A 25848-nucleotide genomic window follows, 5' to 3' on the forward strand; every position below is an offset into this window, starting at 1 on the left:
AATGAAAATAGATAAATTACCTTCAATTTTTTTATCGGCACTACCAGTGCTGGAAATATTAGAACAAGCTGGATATGAAGCGTATTTTGTTGGAGGATCAATTCGTGATTTGTTGCTAAAGCGGCCAATACATGATATTGATATCGCAACAAGTGCTTATCCTGAAGAGGTTAAGAAGCTTTTTCCTAAAACAATTGATACCGGAATTAAACATGGTACAGTAACAGTTTTACATCATGGGGAAAGTTATGAGATAACAACCTTTAGGACTGAATCAGGCTATCAAGATTTTCGTCGCCCTGATAAAGTGACGTTTGTACGTAGTTTAGCTGAGGACCTTAAACGACGCGATTTTACTATAAATGCTCTGGCAATGAATACTAGTGGAGATATCATTGATTTATTTGATGGATTAAGTGATTTACATAAGCATTTAATCAAAGCAGTTGGCAATCCGTTAGAACGATTTCATGAAGATGCTTTAAGAATGATGCGTGCGGTCCGATTTATGAGTCAACTAGGTTTCAAATTAGAAAAACAAACAGCAACTGCACTAAAAGAGTTGCATCCGTTGCTAGCCAAAATTTCAGTTGAACGGATTCGAGATGAATTTGTAAAAATGGGATTAGGGAATGATTCTAGAAGAGCTTTTGCAGTATTTTTGAATACCCATCTTAGTGAAGAAGTTCCAAATTTTGCTGGTAAAAAAAACCTGCTAGCGATCTATCCCAATTTAAAGTTTAATCCGGACTTAGAAACGAGTCTCTGGAGTGTGATAGCTATTTTACTTAAGATTCCTAACCGCCAAATAGCGAGCTTTATGCGTAGTTGGAAAAATTCTAATTTAATGACTAATAAGGTAGAAAAAATTATTACCTTATTTGATGTGATTTCTGCTCATGTGCCAACAGATTTTGAATTATTTGAGGCTGGTGAGGGAACTTTAATGAATACAATTGATGTTGCACGTATTTTAGGACAACCAATTAGTTCAGAAATCCTGGTTAACCGATATCGGGCTTTACCAATAAAAAAAGCCGCTGATTTAGCGGTTGATGGTCGTTTTTTGATTAACTTGGGAATTAAACCGGGGCCGGAGTTAGGCAATTTATTGCTAACAATCAAAAAAGCAGTTGTTGCAGGTGAATTAGAAAATAGCCCAGAAGCAATTGCGGCCTTTTTAAACGTAGAATAAAACTGAAAAATACATTAAAGCAGATGCTAAAATAACAAAAAGGTGCCAAATAACGTGTATATAAGGAATGCGTCTCATGGTATAAAAAAATGCTCCGACAGTATATGCTACTCCTCCACTAGCTAGTAACCAAAATCCAGTTGGGCTCAGACGAACATATAGCTGTTGGGCGACTAAAATTACTAACCAGCCCATACCAACATATATTATGGTATCTAAAATACGATGTTTGCCCCGATTGAAAATGTAGTAAAGTATGCCCAGAATTGCTAATAGCCAAACTAAACTAAACAAGAACCAACCCCATCTGCCACCAATGGCTACTAATGAATAAGGCGTATAGGTACCAGCAATTAAAAGAAAAATTGAGGAATGATCAAAAATTTGAAATATATTTCGTGCTTTCGTAAATATTAAACTATGAAAAAGGGTTGAAAAAAGGTACAGTAATAATAAGCAAATTCCATAAACACTGAAGGTAATAATTCTTACTGTACTATGGGTTGAAATAGCCTTAATAATTAATAAAATTAATCCAGCTATAGCGAGACAAAAGCCGATGCCATGTGTAATAGCACTCAGCGTATTGTCAATAATATAGTATCTTTTTGTTCTTTTTTGCGGCTCCTGCCAAAATTCTTTTAATTTCATAATGAATCAAGCCACTCACTTTCTTCTTTTTGTTTATTTTTTTGATATAATACAAATAATTGATATTAATATTCTATCATAAAAATGTGATAGCAATTCAGAATTGAGGGCGAGTAAAGTTGTCAGAAATTAAAATTTTGACAGATTCTTCGGCACAATTGACGCCAGAAGAAATAGAAAAATATAATATTACAGTCGTACCGTTATCGGTAACCGTTGGAGGTAAAACCTATTTAGATGGGGTAGAAATCACTAGACAACAATTTGTTGATGAAATGGTTATTGCAAAAGAATTACCCAAAACAAGTCAACCACCAATCGGGACTATCATAAAAGCAATTAATGATTTGACAGCAGATGGTAGTGAAGTCATCGGTATATTTTTAGCCAAAGCATTAAGTGGTACGATTGATGCAGCAAGGCAAGCAGCCAATATGGCTGATAAGCCTGATGCTGTTCATATTGTAGATTCAGAATTAACAGATCGAGCTGAGGGACTACAAGTTTTAGCTGCTGCACGTGATGTTGCATCTAACAAAACAGTTAACCAAATTTTAGAGCATATTGAAAACATTAAAAAAACGCAGCGTTTGCGGATGATGATTGTGAACCTAGAAAATGTTATTAAAGGTGGACGTTTAGGTCCTATCTCTGGGAAGATTGCTAATTTACTTAATATTAGAATTGAATTACAGATGCCAGGTGGAGAATTAAAAATTGCTAAAAAGGGCCGTGGCAAAAAGTTTTCGCTTGCCTTTGATCAACGCGTTTTAGCTGATATAGCGGCTAACAAAGATAGTATTAAGGAAGTGGGCATTTCTTATGTTTCAACTGGTGGAGTACCAGAAAAATTACTTGATTTGGCTCAAAAAATAAAAGATATTAATTCAAATATTAATGTATTGGTACGTGAAACTAGTCCTATTATTGCCACCCATGCTGGTATGGATGCGTATGCCATTTTATATTATACGGAGTAAAACATATTGTCATATCGAGAGAGCTTTTATCGTTATTTAATGACCCAGTGTAGTGCAGATGCAAAAGATGATGTAGCACAATTTGCAAATAATGCTCAAAATGATCAAACTTTTCCTAAGCAAGAGCAAAGTTATGAAGAATTGTCTAATTATTTGGAATTAAATGCAGGTTATTTACCAAATATGAGTATTTTTGATGAAGCATATCAAATGTACCGCGAAAAGATGTCATATTAATTATATATGGTCACATAGACCTTTTAGTGTAAAGAAGGCAAGATAGTAATGGCTAAAATTCAGTGGTATCCAGGTCATATGAATAAAGCTCGTAATCAACTTGAAGATAAGATGAGCTTAATTGATGTATTAGTTGAAGTATTGGATGCACGAATTCCACAATCATCAAGAAATCCAATGATTGAAGACTTAGTTGGTGATAAACCGCATTTAATTATTTTAAATAAAGCAGATTTAGCAGATCCTACAATGACCAAGCTTTGGCAAAAAAAATTAACTGGCAAAGGTAAATTTGTTATGGCAATGGACTCCTTGCATAGTAATAATATGCAAGTTTTAGTTCGTATGATTAAAAATGCCGCCAATGAAAAAATTAAACAGCGTGAAGCCAAAGGAGCTACTAATCCTATAATTAGAATTGCCGTAGCTGGTGTACCTAATTGCGGGAAATCGACAATTATTAATCGTTTAGTTGGACGTAATGTGGCAGTAGTTGGTAATAAGCCAGGCGTTACTAAGGGACAAACTTGGCTAAAAACGCAGTCTAATATTCAAATACTTGATACGCCAGGAATTTTGTGGCCTAAATTTGAAGATCAAGATGTTGGTTATAAGTTAGCTGCGTTTGGAGCAATTAAAGATACAATTTTTAGTGCAGATGATGTTGCTTTATTTTTGCTTGCAAGTTTGCGCAAAAATTATTTAGCTGATTTGGTGAGATTTACTCGTTCGACCAAAGATCGAGTAGAGAAGATTAATAATACTGATTTGTTATTAGCACTTACTGAAGAATATGGCATGCGCGATGACTATGACCGTTTCTCTTTGTATTTACTACAACGGCTTCGTAAAGGTAAGGTGGGAAGGATTACGCTTGATCGTCTATGAAGATTACTGAAATAAAACAGTTATTAACTGAAGATAATGTTAGTGAGTCAGATTTAGCAATGTTTTCGTTAGATTCAAGAGTTGGCGTCCAAAAATTATTAGCAAGCTATTATAAACGTAAAGCAAAGTTTGCCGAAAAAAAACTTGCCTTTAATAATCGTTTTTTTTATGAAAAAAAATATTGGTCGAAAAAAAAGATTGTAGCTGGAGTAGATGAAGTAGGGCGGGGACCGCTTGCTGGTCCGGTAGTTACTGCGGCAGTTATTTTAGACGATAGTTTTGATCTTATTGAAGTCAATGATTCTAAAAAATTAAGTGGAACTAAACGTTTAGAGCTCTATCCATTAATTTTACAAAAGGCAGTCAGTGTAGCTATAGGAATAAAGAGTGCCCAAGTAATCGATCAAATTAACATTTATGAGGCTGATCGTTTAGCAATGGCTGATGCGGTAAAAGGATTGGACTTAAAACCAGATGCATTATTAGTTGATGCGATGAATGTGCCAATTAACTTGCCGCAAGAGCGCTTGATTAGAGGGGATGCTAAATCTAATTCGATTGCAGCAGCTTCGATTATTGCGAAAGTTTTTCGTGATCAGTTAATGGAAGATTATCATGATATTTATCCCGAATATCATTTTAATTGTAATGCGGGTTATGGCACTAAGGACCATATTGCAGCATTACAAAAATATGGTCCGACGCCGATTCACCGTAAAACTTTTGCTCCAGTAAGTGATTTTTATAAGTAAAATAAAAAATCTGCCTCCTTTTCTGCGTATTATACAAATGGGAGGATTTTTTATGAAAATAACAGATTTTCTTTTACGTCTAAAACTACAAAAAAATATTGGTTATGTTAAAATGTTACGAATTGCTAGTCAAATCACTAGCAATGATATCAGTATTCAGACTATTAAGAATATGAATTTGCCTGATAATTTAACTCAGTCATGCTTAGCTGCGTATAATGATACAGGGATAGAAAAAATTATTATTCGTATTAAGAAACAGTGTTACCCCATTAGTTTTTTTGATAATGAATATCCAGACGCCTTGCGTCAAATTTATCGGCCACCTTTAGTTTTATTTACTCAAGGAGATTTGAGTTTATTAAAAAATAAAATAGTAACAATTGTTGGCGCTAGGCAGGCTACTAATTATAGTCAAGTAGTGTTGGATAAGTTGGTACCTAATTTAATCAAAAATAAGATAGTAATTGCCAGTGGTCTAGCCAAAGGGGTAGACGTCATGGCGCACAAAGCAACCTTAAAAAATAAAGGTAAGACTATTGCTGTAGTAGGGAATGGACTTAATCATTTTTATCCCATGAGTAATTATCAGGTTCAAGAGCAAATTGCTAAATCTGGTCTAATTTTAAGTGAGTACCTACCTGATACTCCACCCAGACCCTTTCGATTTCCAGAGCGTAATCGTATTTTAGCTGGCATTGCACAAAGTGTGATTGTAACTGAAGCTAAGGAAAAGTCTGGCTCATTGATAACAGCTAACTTAGCTTTACAAGAAAATCGTGATATATTTGCCATCCCGGGGCCAATTACTAGTCTCCTTTCTGCAGGACCTAACAAGTTAATTGCAGCTGGGGCTTGTCCAATTACGGATTTTGAATTTCAACTTTAAAGATTTGACAATTAGCCAATAAATATTCTATTCTCAGTCTAGTACTAAAATTAAGAAAATTAATGAGGAGGCTTTTGATGCCTACTAAGTCAAAGCCAAAAAAGCGTAAAAAAACATTAGTAATAGTTGAATCGCCGGCTAAAGCTAAAACAATTGAAAAATATTTAGGACGTAACTATCGTGTGATTGCTTCTAAGGGACACATTCGTGACCTGCCTAAATCACAAATGGGGATTGATTTTGAAAATCACTACGAGCCTAAATATATTTCAATTCGTGGTAAAGGTGACACAATTAAGGAATTGAAAGCAGAAGCCAAAAAAGCTAAAGAAGTATATTTGGCTTCTGACCCCGATCGTGAAGGAGAAGCTATTGCTTGGCATGTGGCCCATGCCTTAAATTTGGATGATACAGCTAAAAATAGAGTTACTTTTAATGAGGTTACTAAGGATGCTGTCAAAAACAGTTTCAAGCATCCACGGGCAATTAATATGGATACAGTTAATGCCCAACAAGCTCGCCGAATTTTAGATCGAATAGTTGGTTATTCTTTATCACCCATTTTATGGGATAAAGTAAAAAAAGGTTTGAGTGCTGGGCGTGTTCAATCTGTTGCGCTTAAGCTTGTGATTGATCGTGAAAAAGCAATAAATAATTTTAAGCCTGAAGAATACTGGACAATTGATGCTGAATTTAAGAAAAAAACTAAAATATTTAAAGCCCAGTTTTGGGGAATTAATGGTAAAAAACAGGACTTACCCAATAATGACGCTGTCAAAAATGTTTTAGCTAAAATTGATAAAAAGCAAGAATTTAATATTAATAATGTTGTTAAACGTGAACGTCGGCGCCAACCAGCTGCCCCGTTTACAACTTCAACAATGCAACAAGAAGCCAATAAGCGATTAAGTTATCGTACTAGAAGAACTATGAGCATTGCCCAGCAGTTATATGAGGGAATTAGCTTAGGTAAAGAAGGTACGGTCGGCTTAATTACATATATGAGAACAGACTCCAAACGAATATCTCCAATAGCCCAGGCTGAAGCATCTAAATTTTTGAATGAAAAATATGGTGCCCAATATGCAGCTAAAGGGGCGCGGCATTTTAAAAATCAAGAAGATGCCCAAGATGCTCATGAAGCAATTCGGCCAACTAGCGTTTATCGTACACCGGAGTCACTTAAAGCAGTGTTAACTACTGAGCAATATCGTTTATACAAGTTGATTTGGTCACGCTTTTTAGCCAGTGAAATGACACCAGCTGTTTATGACACAGTTAGAGCAGATGCTGAACAAAATGGGGTGATTTTTAGAACTACAGGTTCAAAAATGAAATTTGCTGGCTTTACTAAGGTATATGACAATCAACAAGAAAAAAGTAGTGAATTACCTGAATTGGAAAATGGTGATATTGTTAAATTAGCAAAATCTGATAATAAGCAGCATTTCACTCTACCACCAGCTCGATATACTGAAGCTAGTTTAGTTCATGCTCTAGAAGAAAATGGTGTTGGTCGGCCTTCAACCTATGCTCCGACAATTGATACACTGCAGCGACGTTATTATGTTAAATTAGAAGCTAAATCTATTGTACCAACAGAATTGGGTGAAATTGTTGACGATTTAATTGAAAAATTTTTCCCAGACATTGTTAATATTGATTTTACAGCTCAATTAGAAAATGACTTAGATAGCATTGAAGCGGGCCAGAAGAATTGGGTAAAGGTGGTAGATGAATATTATCATCCCTTTAAAAAGGAACTAGATAAAGCTGATGCCGACATTAAAAAAGTTCAGATTAAAGATGAACCAGCAGGTTTTAATTGTGATATCTGTGGTGCGCCCATGGTCATTAAAATGGGCCGCTATGGCAAATTTTATGCTTGTTCGCGCTTTCCAGAATGTCGTAATACGAAAGCAATTGTTAAAAAAATAGGTGTTTTGTGTCCCAAATGTGGTAAGGGGGATGTGGTTGAAAAGAAATCCAAACGTAACCGTAAATTTTATGGTTGCTCTCGTTACCCAGAATGTGATTTTGTTTCATGGGATAAGCCGATTAGTCGCCAATGCCCTAATGATGGCCATTTCTTAGTTGAAAAAAGAAGTAAACACAATTTAGTTGTGTTATGCCCTAATGGTGATTACAGCGAAGAACCAAGGGAAGAAGAAAAAGAAAACCAATAAAGTTAAATTTATGTAAATATCATCAAATCAATCTGATTTGATGATATTCTTTTACATAAATAATATTTTTAGTAAAGGAATATTGATATGCCTAAAAAAGTAACTGTAGTAGGTGGTGGCTTAGCTGGAAGTGAAGCTGCTTGGCAATTGGCTAAACGAGGAATTCCAGTTGATCTTTATGAAATGCGACCGCAAAAAATGACATCCGCACATAAAACAGGGCAGTTAGCTGAACTTGTTTGTACCAATTCAATGCGGTCGAATCAACTATCAAATGCGGTAGGATTGATAAAAGAAGAAATGCGTCAGTTAGATTCACTTATTATTGCTGCAGCGGATAAGACACAAGTTCCAGCTGGTGGAGCACTAGCTGTGGATCGGGATGATTTTAGTGACTATGTTACCGCTAAGTTGCACGCAATGCCGAAGATCACTTTTCATGATGAAGAAATAAAAATTTTGCCAACTGAAGGGATAAATGTTATTGCTACAGGTCCTTTAACTAGTGATGCATTAGCTACACAAATTCAAAAATTTTCTGGAACTGAAAGTTTACATTTTTTTGATGCTGCTGCACCAATTATTGCTGCTGATTCAATTGATATGGATATTGTTTATAAGAAGTCACGCTATGATAAGGGTGAGGCGGCATATTTAAATTGTCCAATGACGCAAGAGGAATATGAAAATTTTGCCCGTGAATTGGTGAGTGCAGAAACAGCTCAAGTGCATAGTTTTGAAAAAGAAGATGTATTTGAAGGTTGCATGCCGATTGAAGTTATGGCTGCTCGTGGTGAAAAGACTATGTTATTTGGTCCACTCAAGCCAGTAGGGCTAGAAGATCCACATACTGGGAAACAGCCATATGCAGTAGTCCAATTGCGGCAAGATAATGCGGTTGCCTCAATGTATAATATAGTTGGCTTTCAGACTCATTTGAAGTATGGGGCCCAAAAGCGAGTTTTTTCAATGATACCAGGACTAGCCAATGCACGTTTTATTCGTTATGGTAAAATGCATCGTAATACTTATATGGCCTCACCTGAAGTATTAACGGCAAGTTATGAAGCAAAAAAATGTGCTGGCCTCTTTTTTGCTGGTCAAATGACAGGTGTAGAAGGATATGTTGAGAGTGCAGCCAGCGGCTTAGTTGCTGGAATTAATGCGGCCAGAAAAGCGAGCGGACAAGATACAATTATTTTTCCTAAAATTACTGCAATGGGTTCAATGGCTAATTATGTGACTACAGCTAATGTTAAGCACTTTCAACCAATGAATGCTAGTTTTGCTTTGATACCTGGTCTTGAAGGTAAAAAAATTCGTAATAAGCGTGAACGACATGAAAAAATTAGTGAGCGTAGCTTGGAAACGCTAGCAAAGTTCAAGCAAGAAGTGATAGACTAAAATGGTAGCGGAAGAAAGTAATTTTTTGCAACTTTTTATTTCGTATTTACAAAATGAGCGTCAATATAGCAAGGCAACTATTAGGTCTTATCAAACTGATTTGCTTGAAGCAAAAATGTTTTGGCAAGAAAATGGTGGCTTTACTGGTTGGGAAAAAGTAGTACCCAGGGATGTAGAGATTTTTTTACAAAATTTGGTTCAACGTCAGCTTGCACGAACTACTCAAGCGCGAAAAATGTCAAGTTTACGTTCTTTTTATCATTTTTTGTCTAAACGAAAAATGATAAAAGTTGATCCGACTCAGACTATTGTCTTGAGAGCTAAGGAACGAAAACTGCCACAATTTTTTTATCCATCAGAAATTGAGCAAGTTATAACTGCACTAAGTAGTAAAGATCCATTAACAATGCGCAATCTAGCGATGTTTGCATTGTTTTATACAACTGGTATGAGGGTTAGTGAGGTTAGTGGATTAAAAATTAAGGCAATAGATTTCGATTTAAAGATTATCTTAGTCCATGGTAAAGGGAATAAGGATCGTTATGTAGCTTTTGATGATCAAACTAAAATTGTATTAGTAGATTATTTAGAAAGTGCGCGTAAGCAACTTTTAGCAAATGCAAAAGATACAGATCATGTTTTTTTAAATAGTCGAGGACGATCATTAACTTCGCGTGGCATTGAGTATATTATGCAAAAAGTGTTTAACAGTGCAGGAATTAACGGTAAAGTACATCCACATGAGTTACGGCACTCCTTTGCGACGGCTATGCTCAATAATGGTGCCGATTTGCGTAGCGTGCAAGAATTACTTGGTCACGTTAATCTTTCAACCACCCAGATATATACGCATGTGACTATGAGCCATCTACAAGCAAATTATAAAAGATTTTTTTCCCGCAATGATAAGAAAGACGAGGCAAAATAATGACGACAATATGTTCAGTAAAATATAATGGTAAGACTGCAATTGCAGGCGATGGACAGGTTACTTTAGGTGAAAAAGTAATTGCTAAGTCAACCGCTAAAAAAATTCGCCGGATATATCATGATCAAGTAGTAATCGGTTTTGCAGGTGGGGTTGCGGATGCTGTTAGTCTGCAAGACATGCTTGAAGGAAAGTTAGAGGCATTTAGTGGAGATTTGCGCCGAGCAGCTGTTGAAATGGCGCAAGCATGGCGTAAAGATGCAACTTTACAGAAATTGGAAGCCATGATTATTGCTTTTAATGATCATGACCTATTGCTTATTTCTGGTAATGGAGAGGTTTTAGAGCCAGATGAGAATGTTGTTGCAATTGGTTCAGGTGGCAATTTTGCTCAAGCGGCAGCAATTGCAATGATTAGGCATTCTTCGAATATGACAGCGAGTGAAATTGCACATGAAGCAGTTGAAATTGCTGCTGGTATTGATATTTTTACCGATGACCAAATTAATACAGATGAACTTTAAAAGCAGGTGAAACTCATGGAAACAAAGACCCCTAAGCAAATTGTTAGTTTGCTAAACGAATATATTATTGGTCAAGATCATGCTAAAAAGGCAGTTGCAGTTGCCCTTTATAATCGTTATCGGCGCATGCAATTACCCAGTAAAATGCAGGCAGCAATAACTCCTAAAAATATGCTGATGGCAGGACCAACAGGTGTAGGTAAGACAGAAATTGCTAGAAGGTTAGCCACAATCGTTAATGCACCTTTTGTTAAAGTAGAAGCAACTAAATTTACAGAAGTTGGCTATGTCGGTCGTGATGTGGAATCAATGGTACGTGACTTGGTTAATGAAGCAGTTCGCATGGAAGAAAAAGAGCAATTTGATCAAGTTCGTTTACAGGCAACTAAAGAAGCTAATAAAGCTTTAGTGCGATTGTTAGTTCCTGGTATTAAACGTGAAAAGCAAAAAAATATGATGGAAGAATGGCAACAGATGATGTCGGCGATGACTTCAGGTACTCAGGCAAGTGCTAATTCAAATGAAGAAGAAGTAACTGATGCTATCCGTAATGAGCGTTTAACTGTCGCTGAACAATTAAACAAAGGCTTACTAGAAAATCGAGATGTTACAATTAACGTTGAACAGGCACCTAAAGTTAACCCGATGGGTGATATGATGGGACAAATGGGTATTGATATGAGTTCCATACTTAATGGCTTAGCACCTAAAAAGAAAATTAAGCGCACTTTACCAGTTCGAGAAGCACGTGAAATTTTGATTCAAGAAGAATCACATAAGATGGTTGACTATGATTCAATTTATCAAAAAGCGATTGAACGGACAGCTAATAATGGCATCATTTTTATTGATGAAATTGATAAAATTGCTGCTGGTAATAAAAAAACTTCTGGGGAAGTATCACGTGAAGGGGTACAGCGGGATATTTTACCAATTGTTGAAGGATCGACCGTGCAGACAAAATACGGTCCAGTTGAAACAGATCATATTTTGTTTATTGCAGCCGGTGCCTTCTCTGAATCTAAACCTAGTGATTTGATTCCTGAATTACAGGGACGTTTTCCGATTAGAGTGGAACTTAATGCGCTGACAAAAAATGATTTTGTGAAAATTTTAAAGGATCCAGCTGATTCTCTGTTAGAACAGTACGTTGCTTTGATGAAAGCAGATGGTGTTAAATTAATTTTTACACAGGAAGCTATAAGTCGAATTGCACAAATTGCTTATGATGTCAATCAGGGAACTGATAATATTGGTGCAAGAAGATTGTCGACTATTTTAGAAAAATTGCTTGAAGATGTGCTTTATGAAGGACCGGATATGGCCATGGGTGAAATAACGATTACTGAAGCATATGTTAATGAAAAACTTAGTGATATAATAACAAATAAAGATTTAACCAAGTTTATTCTTTAATAAAGGCGATGAATGATCATGGATTACACTATTAAAAATAGTATTTTACAAGTTGTTATTTCAAATATAGGTGCTGAGATTCACAGTGTTAAAAGTCTGCATAGTAACTATGAGTATATTTGGCAGGCAAATCCAGATGTATGGCAACGTCATGCACCAATCCTATTTCCTATCGTAGGTAAATTGAAAAATAATCAATATACTTTTCAAGGTAAGACCTATCAAATGGCTCAGCACGGTTTTGCCCGCGATATGGCATTTGAGGTTGAGCAACATACTGCTGAGAGTATTACTTTTTTACTAACAGATACAGCTCAGACAAGAGAAATTTATCCCTTTAGGTTTGAACTGCGGGTTAACTATAATTTATTAAATAATTTACTTGAAGAAAACTTTAGTATTACCAATAAATCAGATTATGAAATGATTTTTGGAATTGGCGGGCATCCGGGATTTAATATTCCAACAAGTTCGGTTATTAGCAAGTCTGATTTTTATTTTAGTACTAAACCTTCACTTACTCGTGTGCAAATTCCAATAAAAAGTAATGGTCTTCTAGACTGGTCTAATCGCTCTCTAGCATCGACTAATAGTTTGATTACCTTAAGCGAACATTTATTTAAAAATGATGCCCTGGTTTTTGAATTACATGGTCATGATAATCGCGTATCGTTGAAAACTGATACTAGTAATTATCATGTTAATGTATGGCTGCGGGATGCACCTTTTGTGGGAATTTGGTCACAGTATCCCCAAATGGCGGATTATGTTTGTATTGAACCTTGGTGGGGAATTGCTGATCGATCGGATTCGACTGGGAAGTTAGAAGAAAAATTTGGAATGAATCATCTTGCAACAGGTAAAACTTTTACTGCTGGTTTTAGTATGGCTTTTCATGATTAAGGTAAAAAGTGTAGTGGTAATTATTGACTGAAACTAACCCCTAGAATTAGATGTTAATATTATTTCATTTTATAAGGCCGTATTCCGATATTCAATCGGGGTGCGGCCTTTTAACTTATACTTAATTCTAGTTTGAGTGTAGTATTTGATTCACTTTAATAGACAATCTGTTTTCCAAAAGATATAGGTAAATCTAAGAATGTAGAATCTATTTCTAACTTCTGCCATTGCAAGCTTGAGTTTACTAATACTATAAATTGCTGGCTTAACGGTAAGTCTTTCAGGTAATAACTCATTTATAAGCATTTTATGAAAGAATATTAACATTGACTTTAAAAATAACATATTTTTTTATTTTATTCTATTGCTATATGGTAAAATATAGCAATAGTTTTTTATACAATTGAAAGAGAATTACAATGACACTTAAGAATCTTTTTAAAGTCAATCTTTTGCGGGGAAGTTTGTTACTAGTTATTTACCTTATGTACTCTTATACAGGGACTGCAGCGGCATATCTCTTTAGGTACGCCTTAAATGCCTTAACACATAAAGACCTAATAACTTTTTTATACTGGTGCAGCGTTGAAATATTGGTTGCCATTGTGAGCAGCTTGTTCTTAACTATTAGTACTTACCTGTTTAACAAACAGATTCAACAATATGTCCATGTGCTCAGAGATAGGATTATTCATCATTATTATCACAATAGCTATAGGGAAGTTGGCGAAATACAGAACATTTTAAATAATAATATGAAGATATTGACGGATGAATATGCCAGACCTTGGATTCTTATCTTAAGCAGCAGCTTAATGCTTTTGATGTCTATCGGTGTGTTGTTTTCTATGCATTGGACGCTGGTCATAGCTACAGTACTCACTTGTGTCATAGTACTTGCTCTGCCTCAATTAACCCAAAAAATTACCACGCGTGCAACTAAGGCAGCTTCCCAGAAAAACGCCGTCTTTTTAAAGACAGTTGCTGACTGGTTTAGTGGATTAAATGTATTACGGCGCTATCATGCAATTAACCGATTGCAAAATGTGCTTAACCAAAGTAGTGGTAGGTTTGCTGATGCAAATGAAAAAAAGCAAAAAGCATTGAGTACTGCTGATGGACTAAATGGGGTAGGTAATTCAATTGGTCAAGTTGGTATTATCTTCTGGGGTGGTCTACTTTTCTTTCACCACCAATTAGACATCGGTGGTTTGCTTGTTGCTAGTAACTTTGCCAGTTCTATTTTTGATGAATTATGGGACATAATTGACTCCATTACGCAGATAAAGGCCACTAAAGACCTGCGCACCGAATTGCACACGTTGACTCAGGATACTGAAACAGATACTGAAGTGGACGCTTCTCCTGCTGCTATCAGTGTAAAAGGGCTAGTGATAATTTACGAGGGCCACCAGATAAGGTATCCAGATTTTGCAATTAAGGCTTGCGACAAGGTCTTGCTTAGCGGAGACTCGGGCACTGGGAAGTCAACTCTGTTTAAAGCTATCTTGGGCAAGTTGCAGCCTACGGCTGGCTCGATTGAATATTACAATAAAAAAGGTGAATTGATTACGCCTAACTACAGACAGATCGGCTATGTAGCCCAGGACGGCGTTCTTTTTCCTGATACAATTGCAAATAATATGACAATGTTTCAACATTATCCAGAAAGTCAGTTAAATAAAGTGATTGATTCGGTTGAATTAACTGACAATCTGACCAAGTTTCCCCAAGGTGTAAACACGACAATCAATCTCGATAATCTCAACGTATCTGGTGGTCAGCAACAAAAAATCATCTTAGCGCGGGCCAAATTAAAAAGACAAAATTTGTTGCTACTAGACGAGCCAACTAGTGCAATCGACAGTAAAACTAGTACTAAGATTATCAAATCACTGCTAGCAAGTGATCAAACCATTATCATGATCGGTCATAATTTGCGACCGGAAGTGCAAAAATTATTTGATTATCGTATTAACTTAAGCAGATAGAAGTATGGAAAGATTATGAAAATCAAAGATTTTTGGCAGGTGAATCCTGTTGTTTTTATTTGTACGATAATAGTTAAGCTACTAGCGCCTGCTTTGGCCCTGCTAAACACACAGGTTGGAATATACCAGGTTGATGCTATTCAACAGGTTAGTTTACCCAAGTTTTTAAAACTAACGGCGCTTTCCTTTGTTTTGCTAGTAGTTAGTTACTTAATAGAATATCTATTTGATTATATTTTAGCCAAACAAAAAGAACGATATAAAAAAATTATAAGAGCAAAAATAGTTAGCCATCTCTGTTATACCAAGCAAGAATATACAATTGCTCAAATACAGAATTTTTTAACAAACGACCTAATTCAAAGTGAGGAAAACTATCTTGATGCTTTTTTCAAATTGGTTAGTGGCATCGGCTATTTTGTTTCTGCTTTAGTATTGTTGTTTACTATCCATTGGGCCATGTTAATCGTTATTTCCTTGATGGTAATTGTATCATTACTTTTACCCAAGTTAATAGCAAGGCCGTTACAAAAAGCTATGATGACTATTTCTGCTAGTAACAAAAACTATCTTGATACAATAAGAAGTTGGTTGACCGGAATAGAAGAGTTACAAAGATATTTTGCTGGTAATCACCTTTTTGCAGTATTAAGCAAATCTTCACAAAAATTAGAGAACGCTAATGTCAAAGAAACTGGAATAAAGCAATATCTTAAGTTTGTTAACGAAGTCTCCTCTCAAGTTATGTTACTGTTGCTATATGCTGTCACTGGCTATTTAATTATTACCAAGCAAATAGCTTTTGGGGTGATTTCAGTAGTTAGTGATCTCAAATATTATTTAACTAGTGGTATTGAGATGATCACAGAGGCTCGTGGAGCCATGATTGGAGTTACTGATCTTAATAGGCAGATTGAAGATTTAGTCATACCAGTTATTAAGCAGGAAGAAGCCAATGTAGGTTTAGAAGAAGTAGATGAAATTATTACAGCTGATTTGCAAATGGCTTTCCCGAATGGTGAAAGTTTACAATTACCCGATATTAAAGTTAAACCTGGCCAAAAAATATTGTTAACGGGTGAGTCAGGTGTGGGCAAATCAACCTTGCTTAAAATTCTGGCCGGTGAACTTAGACCTAGTTCTGGTCATGTGATCTATTGCGGTAGGCATGGCAATCTAGCTCACCCTGATTTAAGTACAATCGGATACTTGCCTCAAAATGCAGTTTTATTTCCTGCTAGTATAGTTGACAACATAACCATGTTTGATGATAACTTAGCGCCAATGGTGCCAGAGTGGGTCAAAGATATGCAGCTGCAGCAAGACATTGACGAGCAGAAACTGAACCTGCAAACAAAACTTGATTTAAATAAAACGAATATTTCTGGTGGTCAAAGACAAAAAATAGTTTTGGCACGTGCACTAATTCATCAAAGTAGAATCATTCTGGTTGATGAGGGAACAAGTGCGATTGATGAACAGGCAACTATAAAAATCTTACGTAAAATTATGGCGACCGACGCCAGTGTGGTCTTTATTGCGCATAATTTAAATCCAGAAATGAAACAACTTTTTGATTACGAACTTCATTTTTTTAGAAACAATAATAAAATCAAGGCGAATATCATTGCCAACATAGCTATTTAGTAAATTTAATATAAACTCGGAATTTTAAGTTTAACTAAAAACTTAGACATTTTATTATTATAAAAGACCCAATGCGCGGTTTGAATATTAATGTGAACCCCAAAATTAGGATAGTTTAGTAAATTTAACCATAGTAAAACCCTCTAGCTGGATTTCTGGTCCATTCTAGAGGGTTAATTTCAGTTAATTATTACTACTAAGCTTTTTTATTAATTATTTTATTGCGAACTTTTGTTCTGATGATTTATAATTATAACAGCCAGTTTTTCTGGTTGTATTTATTTTAGTTTATAACTTATGGTGCTTTTTTTTATACCAGTACCATAAGCCGAAGGGAATAATATTTTCTTGGTGGTGAATAAGTCGATTTATATTACTGCGATGGCGATTAAAAAGTATAATCATAATGCAGCCAACGATGATCTCTAAGAAAAGATCATGAAAGAAAAAGGTAGTAATAAAAATCAAAACAACAGCGATTAAACTTGATAGGCTTACATAAGAAGTAATAAACACAAGGGGCAAAAAAATCAAGGCACAAATGCTGAAAAACTTCAAATCGTAGCCTAAGAAAAGTCCGGCACTAGTTGCAACAGCTTTTCCCCCCTTAAATTTAAGGAAAATAGAAAAAGTATGTCCTAAAATTGCTAAGCAACCACAAATTAGAAGAAGATACTTTGGACCAGAAATTTGCAATAATCTTGGCAGATTAGTTGCTAAGGTTCCTTTAAGTACATCAATGATTAACACAAAGCTACCAGCTAATGGTCCAAAAACTCTAAAAGAATTAGTTGTTCCTATGTTACCTGAACCATATTTACGTATATCTTCTGCGAAAAATATTTTTCCGATAACAACCCCGGTCGGAAATGATCCTAGTAAGTATGCTAAAATAAATACCAGTATTAATTTTAGATTTATCATTTATATCCTACTCTCTTAATTTCTAATCTTATTCTATCAAAGATTGTTTAGTGTGAGAACAGAACAAAAATAAATGATTAAAAAACTGGAGGAGTTTATTTGGTTAAAACAAATAAAAATATAAATTCATATGATGATTCGTCAATCCAGATTCTTCATGGTTTAGAAGCTGTACGTAAAAGACCAGGAATGTATATTGGATCGACTGACATTCACGGTTTAAACCAGTTAGTTTATGAAATCGTTGATAATTCAGTTGACGAAGCTATGGCTGGTTTTGGCCAAGAAATTGATGTAACCATTCACGGTGATAACAGTGTGACTGTGCGTGATTTCGGACGGGGGATGCCTACTGGCATGCACAAGTCTGGTAAGCCGACGATTGAAGTGATATTGACTGTTCTACATGCCGGTGGGAAGTTTACCGAGCAGAATTATAAGACTTCTGGCGGGCTTCACGGTGTAGGATCATCTGTTGTCAATGCTCTTTCTAGTTATATGTGTGTAAAAGTAGTGCGTGATGGCATATTGTATGAAGAGGAATTTACTAATGGTGGTCATCCTGTTGGTAGTTTAAAGCGCCTTGGTAAAACTAAGGAACCAACGGGTACTACTATAACTTTTAAGCCAGATGAAACCATTTTTTCAACTACAAAATATAAGTATGAAGCTATTCAAGAACGAATTCGAGAGTCTGCTTTTTTACTAAAGGGCGTTCGTTTTGTTTTAAATGATGAACGTGAACCTATACATCATGATGACTTCAAGTATGATAACGGAATTGAATCTTTTGTATCATACCTTAACGAAGGCAAGGATACATTAAATAATGTCTTTTACTTTGATGGAAAACAAGATGAAATTGAAGTCGAATTTAGTGGTCAATATAGTGATAGTTATTCTGAAAGTCTTGTTTCTTTTGTAAATAACGTGCGTACAGCTGATGGTGGAACACATGAAGTTGGCGCCCGAAGTGGCTTTACGCGAGCATTCAATGATTATGCTAAAAAGCAAGGCTTACTTGGTAAAAAAGATAAAAACTTGGATGGTTCGGACTATCGTGAAGGTCTAAGTGCAGTATTGTCAGTAAAAATACCTGAAGAGCTTTTGGAATTTGAGGGCCAGACTAAGGGAAAACTGGGTACCCCACAAGCTAGATCAGTAGTTGACGCAATTGTTTATGAAAAAATGTCTTACTATTTAATGGAAAATGGTGAGCTGGCTCAAGAATTGGTTAAAAAGGCCCAGCGTGCAAGAGATGCTCGCGAAGCTGCAAAAAAAGCACGTAATGAAAGTCGAAATGGTAAAAAAAGACGTAAAAAAGAAGTATTATCAGGTAAATTAACCCCCGCCCAATCTCGTAATCCGAAAAAAAACGAGTTATTTCTTGTCGAAGGTGATTCTGCTGGTGGTTCCGCTAAACAGGGGCGTGATCGTAGATTTCAGGCAATATTACCTTTGCGCGGTAAAGTATTAAATACGCAGAAGGCTAAATTGCAAGATATTTTTAAAAATGAAGAAATTAATACTATGATCTATACTATCGGTGCAGGTGTGGGAGCTGAATTTAAAGTTGACGATTCTAATTACGATAAAGTAATTATTATGACGGACGCTGATGATGATGGTGCTCATATTCAAATTTTGCTATTGACTTTTTTCTATCGGTATATGAGGCCAATGATTGAACATGGCAAAGTATATATTGCCTTACCACCTTTATATCGCTTACAAAAAGGACATGGTAAAACTAGACGGGTTAAGTATTCTTGGACGGACGAAGAATTAGCAATTGATGAGGAAAAAATTGGCCGTGGCTATACTCTGCAGAGATTCAAGGGATTGGGTGAAATGAACGCTGAACAATTATGGCAGACAACGATGAATCCTGAATCTAGAATGTTAATTCGAGTTAAGATTGACGATGCGGCATTAGCTGAACGCCGCGTAACTACTTTAATGGGTGACAAGGTTGATGCTCGGCGTAAGTGGATTGAAGAGAATGTTAAATTTAGAATGGGCGAAAGTGCATCAATTTTAGAAGAAAATGAGTAGAAATAAAGAGGTTTTTGATTAATGGCTACAAATGAACGAATTCGTGAAATGCCGCTTGAGCAGGTTATGGGTGAACGTTTCGGACGATATTCGAAATATATCATTCAAGAAAGAGCATTACCAGATATTCGTGATGGCTTAAAACCAGTACAAAGGAGAATCCTTTATGCTATGTATCTGGACAATAATACTTATGATAAACCGTTTAAAAAGGCTGCTAAAGCTGTAGGTAATATCATGGGTAATTTTCATCCTCATGGTGATAGTTCAATATATGGTGCTTTAGTTCATTTATCCCAAGACTGGAAAATGCGTGAGACTCTGATTGAAATGCATGGTAATAATGGATCAATGGATGGTGATGGTCCAGCAGCTATGCGTTATACAGAATCACGTTTGAATAAGATTTCTAATATGCTTTTACAGGATATTGACAAAGATACTGTCAATATGGTACTTAATTTTGACGATACAGAATATGAGCCAACTGTTCTTCCGGTTCGTTTTCCTAATTTATTAGTTAATGGATCTACTGGAATTTCATCAGGTTATGCTACTGAAATACCCCCGCATAATTTAAGCGAAGTAATTGATGCTACAATTTATTTATTGAAACATCCTAATGCTAGTTTGGATGAATTAATGCAATTTGTTAAAGGCCCAGACTTTCCTACAGGGGCAATTGTCATGGGGCAAAAAGGACTTCAAGAAGCATATCAGACTGGACGCGGTCGAATTCAAATTCGAGCAAAATCAGTGATTCAAGAAATTCGCGGTCATCGGGAAGAAATTGTGGTTACTGAGATACCCTTTGCAGTTAATAAGGCTCTATTAGTTAAAAAAATTGACGAAATTCGGCTAAATAAAGAAATAGATGGTATTGCTGAAGTTCGTGATGAAACAGATCGTCATGGACTATCAATCGTAATTGAACTTAAAAAGGGTGCAGATGCTCAAAATATTTTAAATTATTTATTTAAAAATACAGAACTACAAGTTTCCTATAACTTCAATATGGTGGCAATTGATCATATGACACCGGTACAAGTTGGTCTGAAACATATTTTGACGTCCTATTTAGAGCATGAAAAAGATGTTGTTATCAAGCGGACTAAGTATGACTTAAATAAAGCTGAAACACGTTTAGAAATAATTCAAGGCTTAATCCATGCGATGGATATCTTGGATGAAGTAATAAAAGCAATTCGTGCATCTAAAAATAAGGCCGAAGCTAAGAAAAATTTAACTGCTAAATTTGCTTTCACTTCAAGACAAGCAGAAGCAATTGTCTCATTACAACTATATCGTTTAACTAATACCGATGTAAATGCCTTAGTTGCAGAGCAAAATGATTTAAAAGACAAAATTTCCCGTTATCGTGCACTACTGTCAGATGACAAAATTTTACAAAAAGAAATTATTAAAGAATTATCAACTGTTAAAAAAGAATTCGGAAATCCCCGAAGAACAGAAATTTCTACAGAAACAGCTCAAATTAAAATTGATGAAAAGGCACTTCTGGCTGATGAACAAGTACGAATTTTAATTAGTCGTGATGGTTATTTAAAACGATCCTCTTTACGATCTTGGCAATCAAGTGATGATGAAGATAATGGATTACCAGATGGCGATCAAGTTGTGTATGAAAAGACAGTGTCAACTTTAGATAATTTATACTTGTTTACTAACCGTGGTAATGTGATTTATCGTCCAGTAAATGAACTTGTTGAAGCAAAGTGGAAAGAAACCGGTCAGCATTTATCACAAGAAATAGGCTTGAGCAGTGATGAAGAAATTATTCGGGTGTTTTCATTTAGCAAATTAGATGAAGACGTAAATTTTGTGTTAGCTAGTACAGATGGCTATATTAAGCAAGTAAAATTAAAGAATCTACCACCAACTAGGACCTACCGTTCACGTGCAATGGTTGCAATGAAAATGAAAGGTGATACCAGTACCATAGTAAGGGTTGACTTGGTTAAGCCAAATGAAAAATTTGAGGTCATTTTATTTACTCATGATGCCTACGCTGTTAGATATGATCTCAGTGAGGTACCAGAATTGGGGGCGAAAGCGTTAGGCGTTAAATCAGTTAACCTAAAAGCCGATGACTTTATTGTTTCATATACACTAATTCCTTCTAATTACATTAATTTAGTTCGAATAGGTATAGTTACACAGCGTGGTGCCTTTAAACAAATTAAGGCTGATTTAATTAATAAAATTTCTAGAGCTAAAAGGGGTGTACTTGTACTTAGAGAACTTAAGTCGCACCCACATAAAATAGCTTCTTTGGTCTCATATGGACAAGAACATGTATTAGTAATAACTACAAGTAGTAAAAGACAAATCATGGTAAAAACCAATGAATTTCCATTAAGTGATCGGTATTCTAATGGATCTTTTGTTGTTGATACTACAAGCGATGGGGTACCAATAAGTTTAAAATTAGGTAGGCCTTTGAATTATAGTTAAATAGTTTTTTATTTATGATTCTATTTATATATATTTATTATTTTGCACAAGTTATTTAATTATTTATAAAATATACTTTGACACAGAGCCGTTTTTGATTGATAATAGCATATAAATGTAAGCCATATTATTGTTAAGATAGAAGGAATAATTTATATGCCTAAAATGGATGCTATTCTCTCAAGTAAATCTCTACACTATTTTTTACAGTTAATAGATACAATGAATTATACTCAAGCAGCACAAATTTTGGGAATTACTCAACCAGCATTAACGCAGCAAATTAAAAAAATTGAACATGCAATTGGGACTCCTTTGTTTGGACAAATGGGTAAAAAACTATATCTTACTGAAGCAGGAAAGCAATTACAAGTTGGAGCAATTAAACTTTTGGGAACTATGAACTCTGTCGTAAGTGATATTCAGGAGTTTACCCAAGCTGATCGAGGAAATATTTCAATTGGAGTTTTAGAAAGTGTTAATTGTGAGTGGTTACAAAGGTTCTTAATTAAGTTTAACCAGAAATACCCTGATATTACTATTAATCTTAGTTGCTTTAATCGTAAGGATTTGTGGTATAACTTGGATAATAATTTGATTGATTTGGCAATTTTATATATTCCAGATGTTGCTAAGAAAAGCCAGGCTAGCTTGAATAATCAATATGAACAAATGAAAATTAATGATGAACGCTTAATAATTTTGACGCATCTCGCTAATTTAAAAGCTGGTGAAGCATACCCAATTTCTACGTTTACTAAACAAAAATGGGTAGCATATCCAGATGGATTTTTTTTAACTCAACTAATGAAAGAAAAATTTGAAAGCAGAGTTAATATAAAAAAGAAATTGGATATTTCTATGAGCTTTTCATCAACAGAGCAGCTAGTAGCAACAGCTATAGCAACAAACTACGATACATTTGTTAGTCATTCGTATTATCAAGCTCACAAAAATGACATTAATTTAACTCCAGTCTTTTTAAAAGATGACAAGAAGTTCCTTACTTCAATAGTTTATCGAAAGGGTAAAAAAGACGTTCCTCGAGTTGCTAATATTTTAGCTGAATTTAAGCAATTCTTACCTAAATAGGCTTTATTGAATAGGAGTTATTAGGTAAACTAATTATGTACAATAATTTATAGAAAAAGAGGAAAATTAATGGAAAAAGAGCTAGTTTTTGGTCATCAAAGTCCGGATACGGATGCTATTGGTACAGCTATTGCTTATTCATTTTTACAAAATAAACTGGGTTATAATACTGAAGCAGTGGCATTAGGTGAGCCTAATGACGAAACTATGTTTGCATTAAACAAGTTTGGTTTTCAGGCACCTAGGGTAATCAAGACCGCTGCTAATGAAGTTGAAAAAGTAATGCTAGTTGATCATAATGAACCACAACAAAGTGTTTCTGATATTGATAAGGTAAAAGTTACCCATGTTGTTGATCATCATCGGATTATGAATTTTAACACTAGTTCACCGCTTTTTTATCTTGCTGAGCCAGTTGGCTGTACAAGTACAATTGTTTGGAAGTTATATAAACATTTCGCAATTGCTATTCCGCAAAATATTGCTGGAATTATGCTTTCTGCTATTATTTCTGATACTTTACTTTTAAAATCACCGACTACAACTGAAGATGATTGTAAAGCAGTAAAAGAGTTGGCTAAAATTGCTAATGTTGATTATGAAAATTATGGGCTTGCAGAATTAAAAGCAGGCACAAATATTGCAAGTAAGTCAGAAGATGATCTAATTAAGTTAGATGCGAAAACTTTTGAATTGAAAGATAAAAAAGTTAGGGTAGCTCAAATTAATGTAGTCGATTTACCTGAAGCAATGGGACGTAAAGCTGCTTTTCTAAAGGCAATGGAGTCTGCAATAGCTACCGATCATTATGATTTATTTATGTTACTTATTACGAATGTATTGGATTCTAACTCAACTGCAATAGTAGCAGGATCTAGTGAAGCACAGCAGCTATTTGAAAAGGCATTTGGACAAATTATTGATTCGGAAATCAGTTTACCAGGTGTAGTTTCACGTAAAAAACAAGTTGTACCACCACTTACAAATGCATTTAGTTAATAATTATTTCAAATTTTAAAGATTAAAAAACACGAGTAGGGAAGTAATCCCGCTCGTGTTTTGATTTACGTTTCTAAATTTAAATAAATTATTCTTTGTTAATTTCTTTAGCCAGAATAATAAAAGATTTACACACTCTTTCAGCCTTTTCTGGAGACATTTTTCTTAATTCATTGAGAACTTTTTTAATGAATACAGGTGTATTATCCTGATGGTTCTCAACTTTAACTTCCTTAAATCTATATGCGTTCATTATGATATCAGGTGTAGTAGTATTCAAAGCTCTAGCAATAGAATCAAGTTTTTGAATACTGATATTTTGATTTTTAGTACGCTCAAGACGAGAAATAAAGTTTACAGACAAATCACTCAACTCTGCCAGATCCTCCTGCGTCAACTTCTGTTCGCGTCGACGACGGCATATTTCTTTTCCTAAATTTATACTCATGGAATAAATTCAACCCTTTCAAAAAATATAATTCCATATTCCATAATAACAGATTAATTATAGAATTAAACAATAAAACAAAAAAATTATAAATAAAAACAATTAATTTCAACAAATCTTTAAAACATCAAAGTCGATTGTTGAAATAATAGTTTTAATCTATACTCCAGATAGTATTATAAGACAAATACTAAAAAATATAAATAATAAAGTTTCAACTAATTAAACTTAAAATGAAAAAATATAAGTTTTAAAATATTATTTCAAGTCTGAATTTCCTTTGATACTATAGATAAAAAGTTTAAATTATAAAAACAACCTTTAAAATTAATGATAATATATAAATTAGATATAGAAACCGCTTTACATATACTTAGTTAAGAAAGTATATGTAAATTGATAGCAAATATTTTTAGATAAAATACTATCTAAAAATAATTGATAATAAAAAATAATAAAAAAAAGTAAAAAGCAATATTTTAAGGTCTATAAATAAAATTCTTATGTGTACATGAATTATTTGTATAGGGGAATAGTAGTAGCTAATTTGTAAGTTAAGTTACTAGTTCATTAATAACTTCGTATAATATATATTATGTAAAGTAAGAACTAAACTTAAACCATCAAACGGAAACACACTAATTAATTAAAAAGGCAGCGCTAAAACTTAACACAGTAATCAGCAAGCCGGTTTAGCTGAATAATCAATCAAAAGTAGCAAATAAACTTTTCTTGTTTTGCCAGTTTCTAAAAAGAAGCAAAAATCACTTCTCTTACTACAGTGAAAAAAACTTGTTTATGACAATCATATCAAAGTAAAATTATAGTTTTTAAGAGCATGAGTTTTTAAGAGCATGAATTTTAGCTGCAGTGCCAAAAACTAAAATGCTAAAGAGAATAATTTAGAAATGAATATTAACTTTAGCATGCAAGCAAAACTGATAACACTTTTAAGCAAGTTGCTAGTGAGTTATTAAAATCTAAATAAGTAGTTAATTAAGTTCATGCAAAATTCACTTTAGAATTAATTGGTACAGTTGCAGCTAGAAAATGCGTGTAAGTTGATCTGATTTTTTCTAATGTATTACATGTGTATTACATGTAAAGAACGTATTGAAACCAGCAAAAATTTTTGCTCATTGGCTTTATTACAACCATAATGTTTTCTCAGCTTACTTTCATTAAAACTATAATTTTAATGAAAGGTAAAAAACAACAGCAATAAGGGTTTTTTACTTTTCTACCTAATGAGAATAATTTTATA

The 25848-nt window shown here is 34.5% G+C and carries 21 protein-coding genes; 18 read left to right on the top strand and 3 right to left on the bottom strand.

The window, feature by feature from the left end:
- Position 1: 1 nt before the first annotated feature.
- The gene (locus BM203_RS00495; protein ID WP_090091887.1) at positions 2-1195 is read left to right on the top strand and encodes a CCA tRNA nucleotidyltransferase; all 1194 of its coding nucleotides are present in this window, start codon (positions 2-4) and stop codon (positions 1193-1195) included.
- Here the strand turns inward: BM203_RS00495 and trhA are convergent.
- Positions 1181-1846, bottom strand: a complete 666-nt coding sequence (gene trhA / locus BM203_RS00500; RefSeq protein WP_090091889.1) for a PAQR family membrane homeostasis protein TrhA — start codon at positions 1844-1846, stop codon at positions 1181-1183. The genes BM203_RS00495 and trhA overlap by 15 nt on opposite strands.
- Before the next feature lie 119 nt (positions 1847-1965).
- On the opposite strand from trhA, the gene BM203_RS00505 reads away from it, so the two are divergent.
- From BM203_RS00505 to BM203_RS00565, 13 genes are all read left to right on the top strand, one after another.
- Entirely contained in the window at positions 1966-2826 is an 861-nt protein-coding gene (locus BM203_RS00505; RefSeq protein WP_090091891.1) for a DegV family protein, read from the top strand.
- Positions 2827-2832: 6 nt separating this feature from the next.
- Positions 2833-3063, top strand: a complete 231-nt coding sequence (locus tag BM203_RS00510; protein WP_090091893.1) for a YozE family protein — start codon at positions 2833-2835, stop codon at positions 3061-3063.
- A gap of 48 nt (positions 3064-3111) precedes the next feature.
- The gene (ylqF, locus tag BM203_RS00515; RefSeq protein ID WP_090091894.1) at positions 3112-3951 is read left to right on the top strand and encodes a ribosome biogenesis GTPase YlqF; all 840 of its coding nucleotides are present in this window, start codon (positions 3112-3114) and stop codon (positions 3949-3951) included.
- The gene (locus BM203_RS00520; protein WP_090091896.1) at positions 3948-4703 is read left to right on the top strand and encodes a ribonuclease HII; all 756 of its coding nucleotides are present in this window, start codon (positions 3948-3950) and stop codon (positions 4701-4703) included. Before ylqF ends, BM203_RS00520 begins: the two co-directional genes overlap by 4 nt.
- 52 nt (positions 4704-4755) lie before the next feature.
- Positions 4756-5592, top strand: coding sequence for a DNA-processing protein DprA (gene dprA, locus BM203_RS00525; protein WP_090091898.1), 837 nt, complete (start codon positions 4756-4758; stop codon positions 5590-5592).
- 77 nt (positions 5593-5669) lie between these two features.
- The gene (topA, locus tag BM203_RS00530; RefSeq protein WP_090091899.1) at positions 5670-7778 is read left to right on the top strand and encodes a type I DNA topoisomerase; all 2109 of its coding nucleotides are present in this window, start codon (positions 5670-5672) and stop codon (positions 7776-7778) included.
- 87 nt (positions 7779-7865) lie between these two features.
- Positions 7866-9182 carry a methylenetetrahydrofolate--tRNA-(uracil(54)-C(5))-methyltransferase (FADH(2)-oxidizing) TrmFO gene (trmFO, locus tag BM203_RS00535; protein WP_090091901.1) on the top strand — a complete coding sequence of 439 codons (1317 nt, stop codon included), beginning with the start codon at positions 7866-7868 and terminating at the stop codon, positions 9180-9182.
- 1 nt (position 9183) lies between these two features.
- Complete coding sequence (xerA, locus tag BM203_RS00540; protein WP_090091903.1) at positions 9184-10110, top strand: site-specific tyrosine recombinase/integron integrase; 927 nt, start codon at positions 9184-9186, stop codon at positions 10108-10110.
- Positions 10110-10634 (top strand): HslVU peptidase proteolytic subunit, encoded by a 525-nt coding sequence (gene hslV, locus BM203_RS00545; protein WP_090091905.1) that lies wholly within the window; start codon positions 10110-10112, stop codon positions 10632-10634. Before xerA ends, hslV begins: the two co-directional genes overlap by 1 nt.
- A gap of 15 nt (positions 10635-10649) precedes the next feature.
- Positions 10650-12050, top strand: a complete 1401-nt coding sequence (gene hslU, locus BM203_RS00550; RefSeq protein WP_090091907.1) for an ATP-dependent protease ATPase subunit HslU — start codon at positions 10650-10652, stop codon at positions 12048-12050.
- Between the two features lie 18 nt (positions 12051-12068).
- Complete coding sequence (locus BM203_RS00555; protein ID WP_090092231.1) at positions 12069-12953, top strand: aldose 1-epimerase family protein; 885 nt, start codon at positions 12069-12071, stop codon at positions 12951-12953.
- 485 nt (positions 12954-13438) lie between these two features.
- A complete protein-coding gene (locus tag BM203_RS00560; RefSeq protein ID WP_228150106.1) occupies positions 13439-14944 on the top strand; it encodes an ATP-binding cassette domain-containing protein in 1506 nt (501 codons plus the stop codon).
- A gap of 15 nt (positions 14945-14959) precedes the next feature.
- Positions 14960-16591, top strand: coding sequence for an ATP-binding cassette domain-containing protein (locus BM203_RS00565; RefSeq protein ID WP_090091912.1), 1632 nt, complete (start codon positions 14960-14962; stop codon positions 16589-16591).
- 288 nt (positions 16592-16879) lie between these two features.
- Here the strand turns inward: BM203_RS00565 and plsY are convergent, their stop codons facing one another.
- Positions 16880-17515, bottom strand: a complete 636-nt coding sequence (gene plsY, locus BM203_RS00570; protein WP_090091914.1) for a glycerol-3-phosphate 1-O-acyltransferase PlsY — start codon at positions 17513-17515, stop codon at positions 16880-16882.
- 99 nt (positions 17516-17614) lie between these two features.
- Between plsY and parE the strand changes: the two genes are divergently transcribed.
- The 4 genes from parE (at position 17615) to BM203_RS00590 (ending at position 24136) form a co-directional block, all read left to right on the top strand.
- Positions 17615-19570 carry a DNA topoisomerase IV subunit B gene (parE, locus tag BM203_RS00575; protein WP_182438071.1) on the top strand — a complete coding sequence of 652 codons (1956 nt, stop codon included), beginning with the start codon at positions 17615-17617 and terminating at the stop codon, positions 19568-19570.
- A 21-nt stretch (positions 19571-19591) separates the two neighbouring features.
- The gene (gene parC, locus BM203_RS00580; protein WP_090091917.1) at positions 19592-22045 is read left to right on the top strand and encodes a DNA topoisomerase IV subunit A; all 2454 of its coding nucleotides are present in this window, start codon (positions 19592-19594) and stop codon (positions 22043-22045) included.
- Positions 22046-22201: 156 nt separating this feature from the next.
- Positions 22202-23137, top strand: coding sequence for a LysR family transcriptional regulator (locus tag BM203_RS00585; RefSeq protein ID WP_090091918.1), 936 nt, complete (start codon positions 22202-22204; stop codon positions 23135-23137).
- Between the two features lie 69 nt (positions 23138-23206).
- Positions 23207-24136, top strand: a complete 930-nt coding sequence (locus BM203_RS00590) for a manganese-dependent inorganic pyrophosphatase (protein WP_090091920.1) — start codon at positions 23207-23209, stop codon at positions 24134-24136.
- Positions 24137-24224: 88 nt separating this feature from the next.
- Here BM203_RS00590 and BM203_RS00595 read toward each other — a convergent pair whose 3' ends face one another.
- Positions 24225-24584: a helix-turn-helix domain-containing protein gene (locus tag BM203_RS00595; protein WP_090091921.1), complete on the bottom strand. Its 360-nt coding sequence runs from the start codon at positions 24582-24584 to the stop codon at positions 24225-24227.
- Positions 24585-25848: the final 1264 nt, after the last annotated feature.

It is taken from the genome of Lactobacillus bombicola, assembly GCF_900112665.1.
Taxonomy (GTDB): domain Bacteria; phylum Bacillota; class Bacilli; order Lactobacillales; family Lactobacillaceae; genus Lactobacillus; species Lactobacillus bombicola.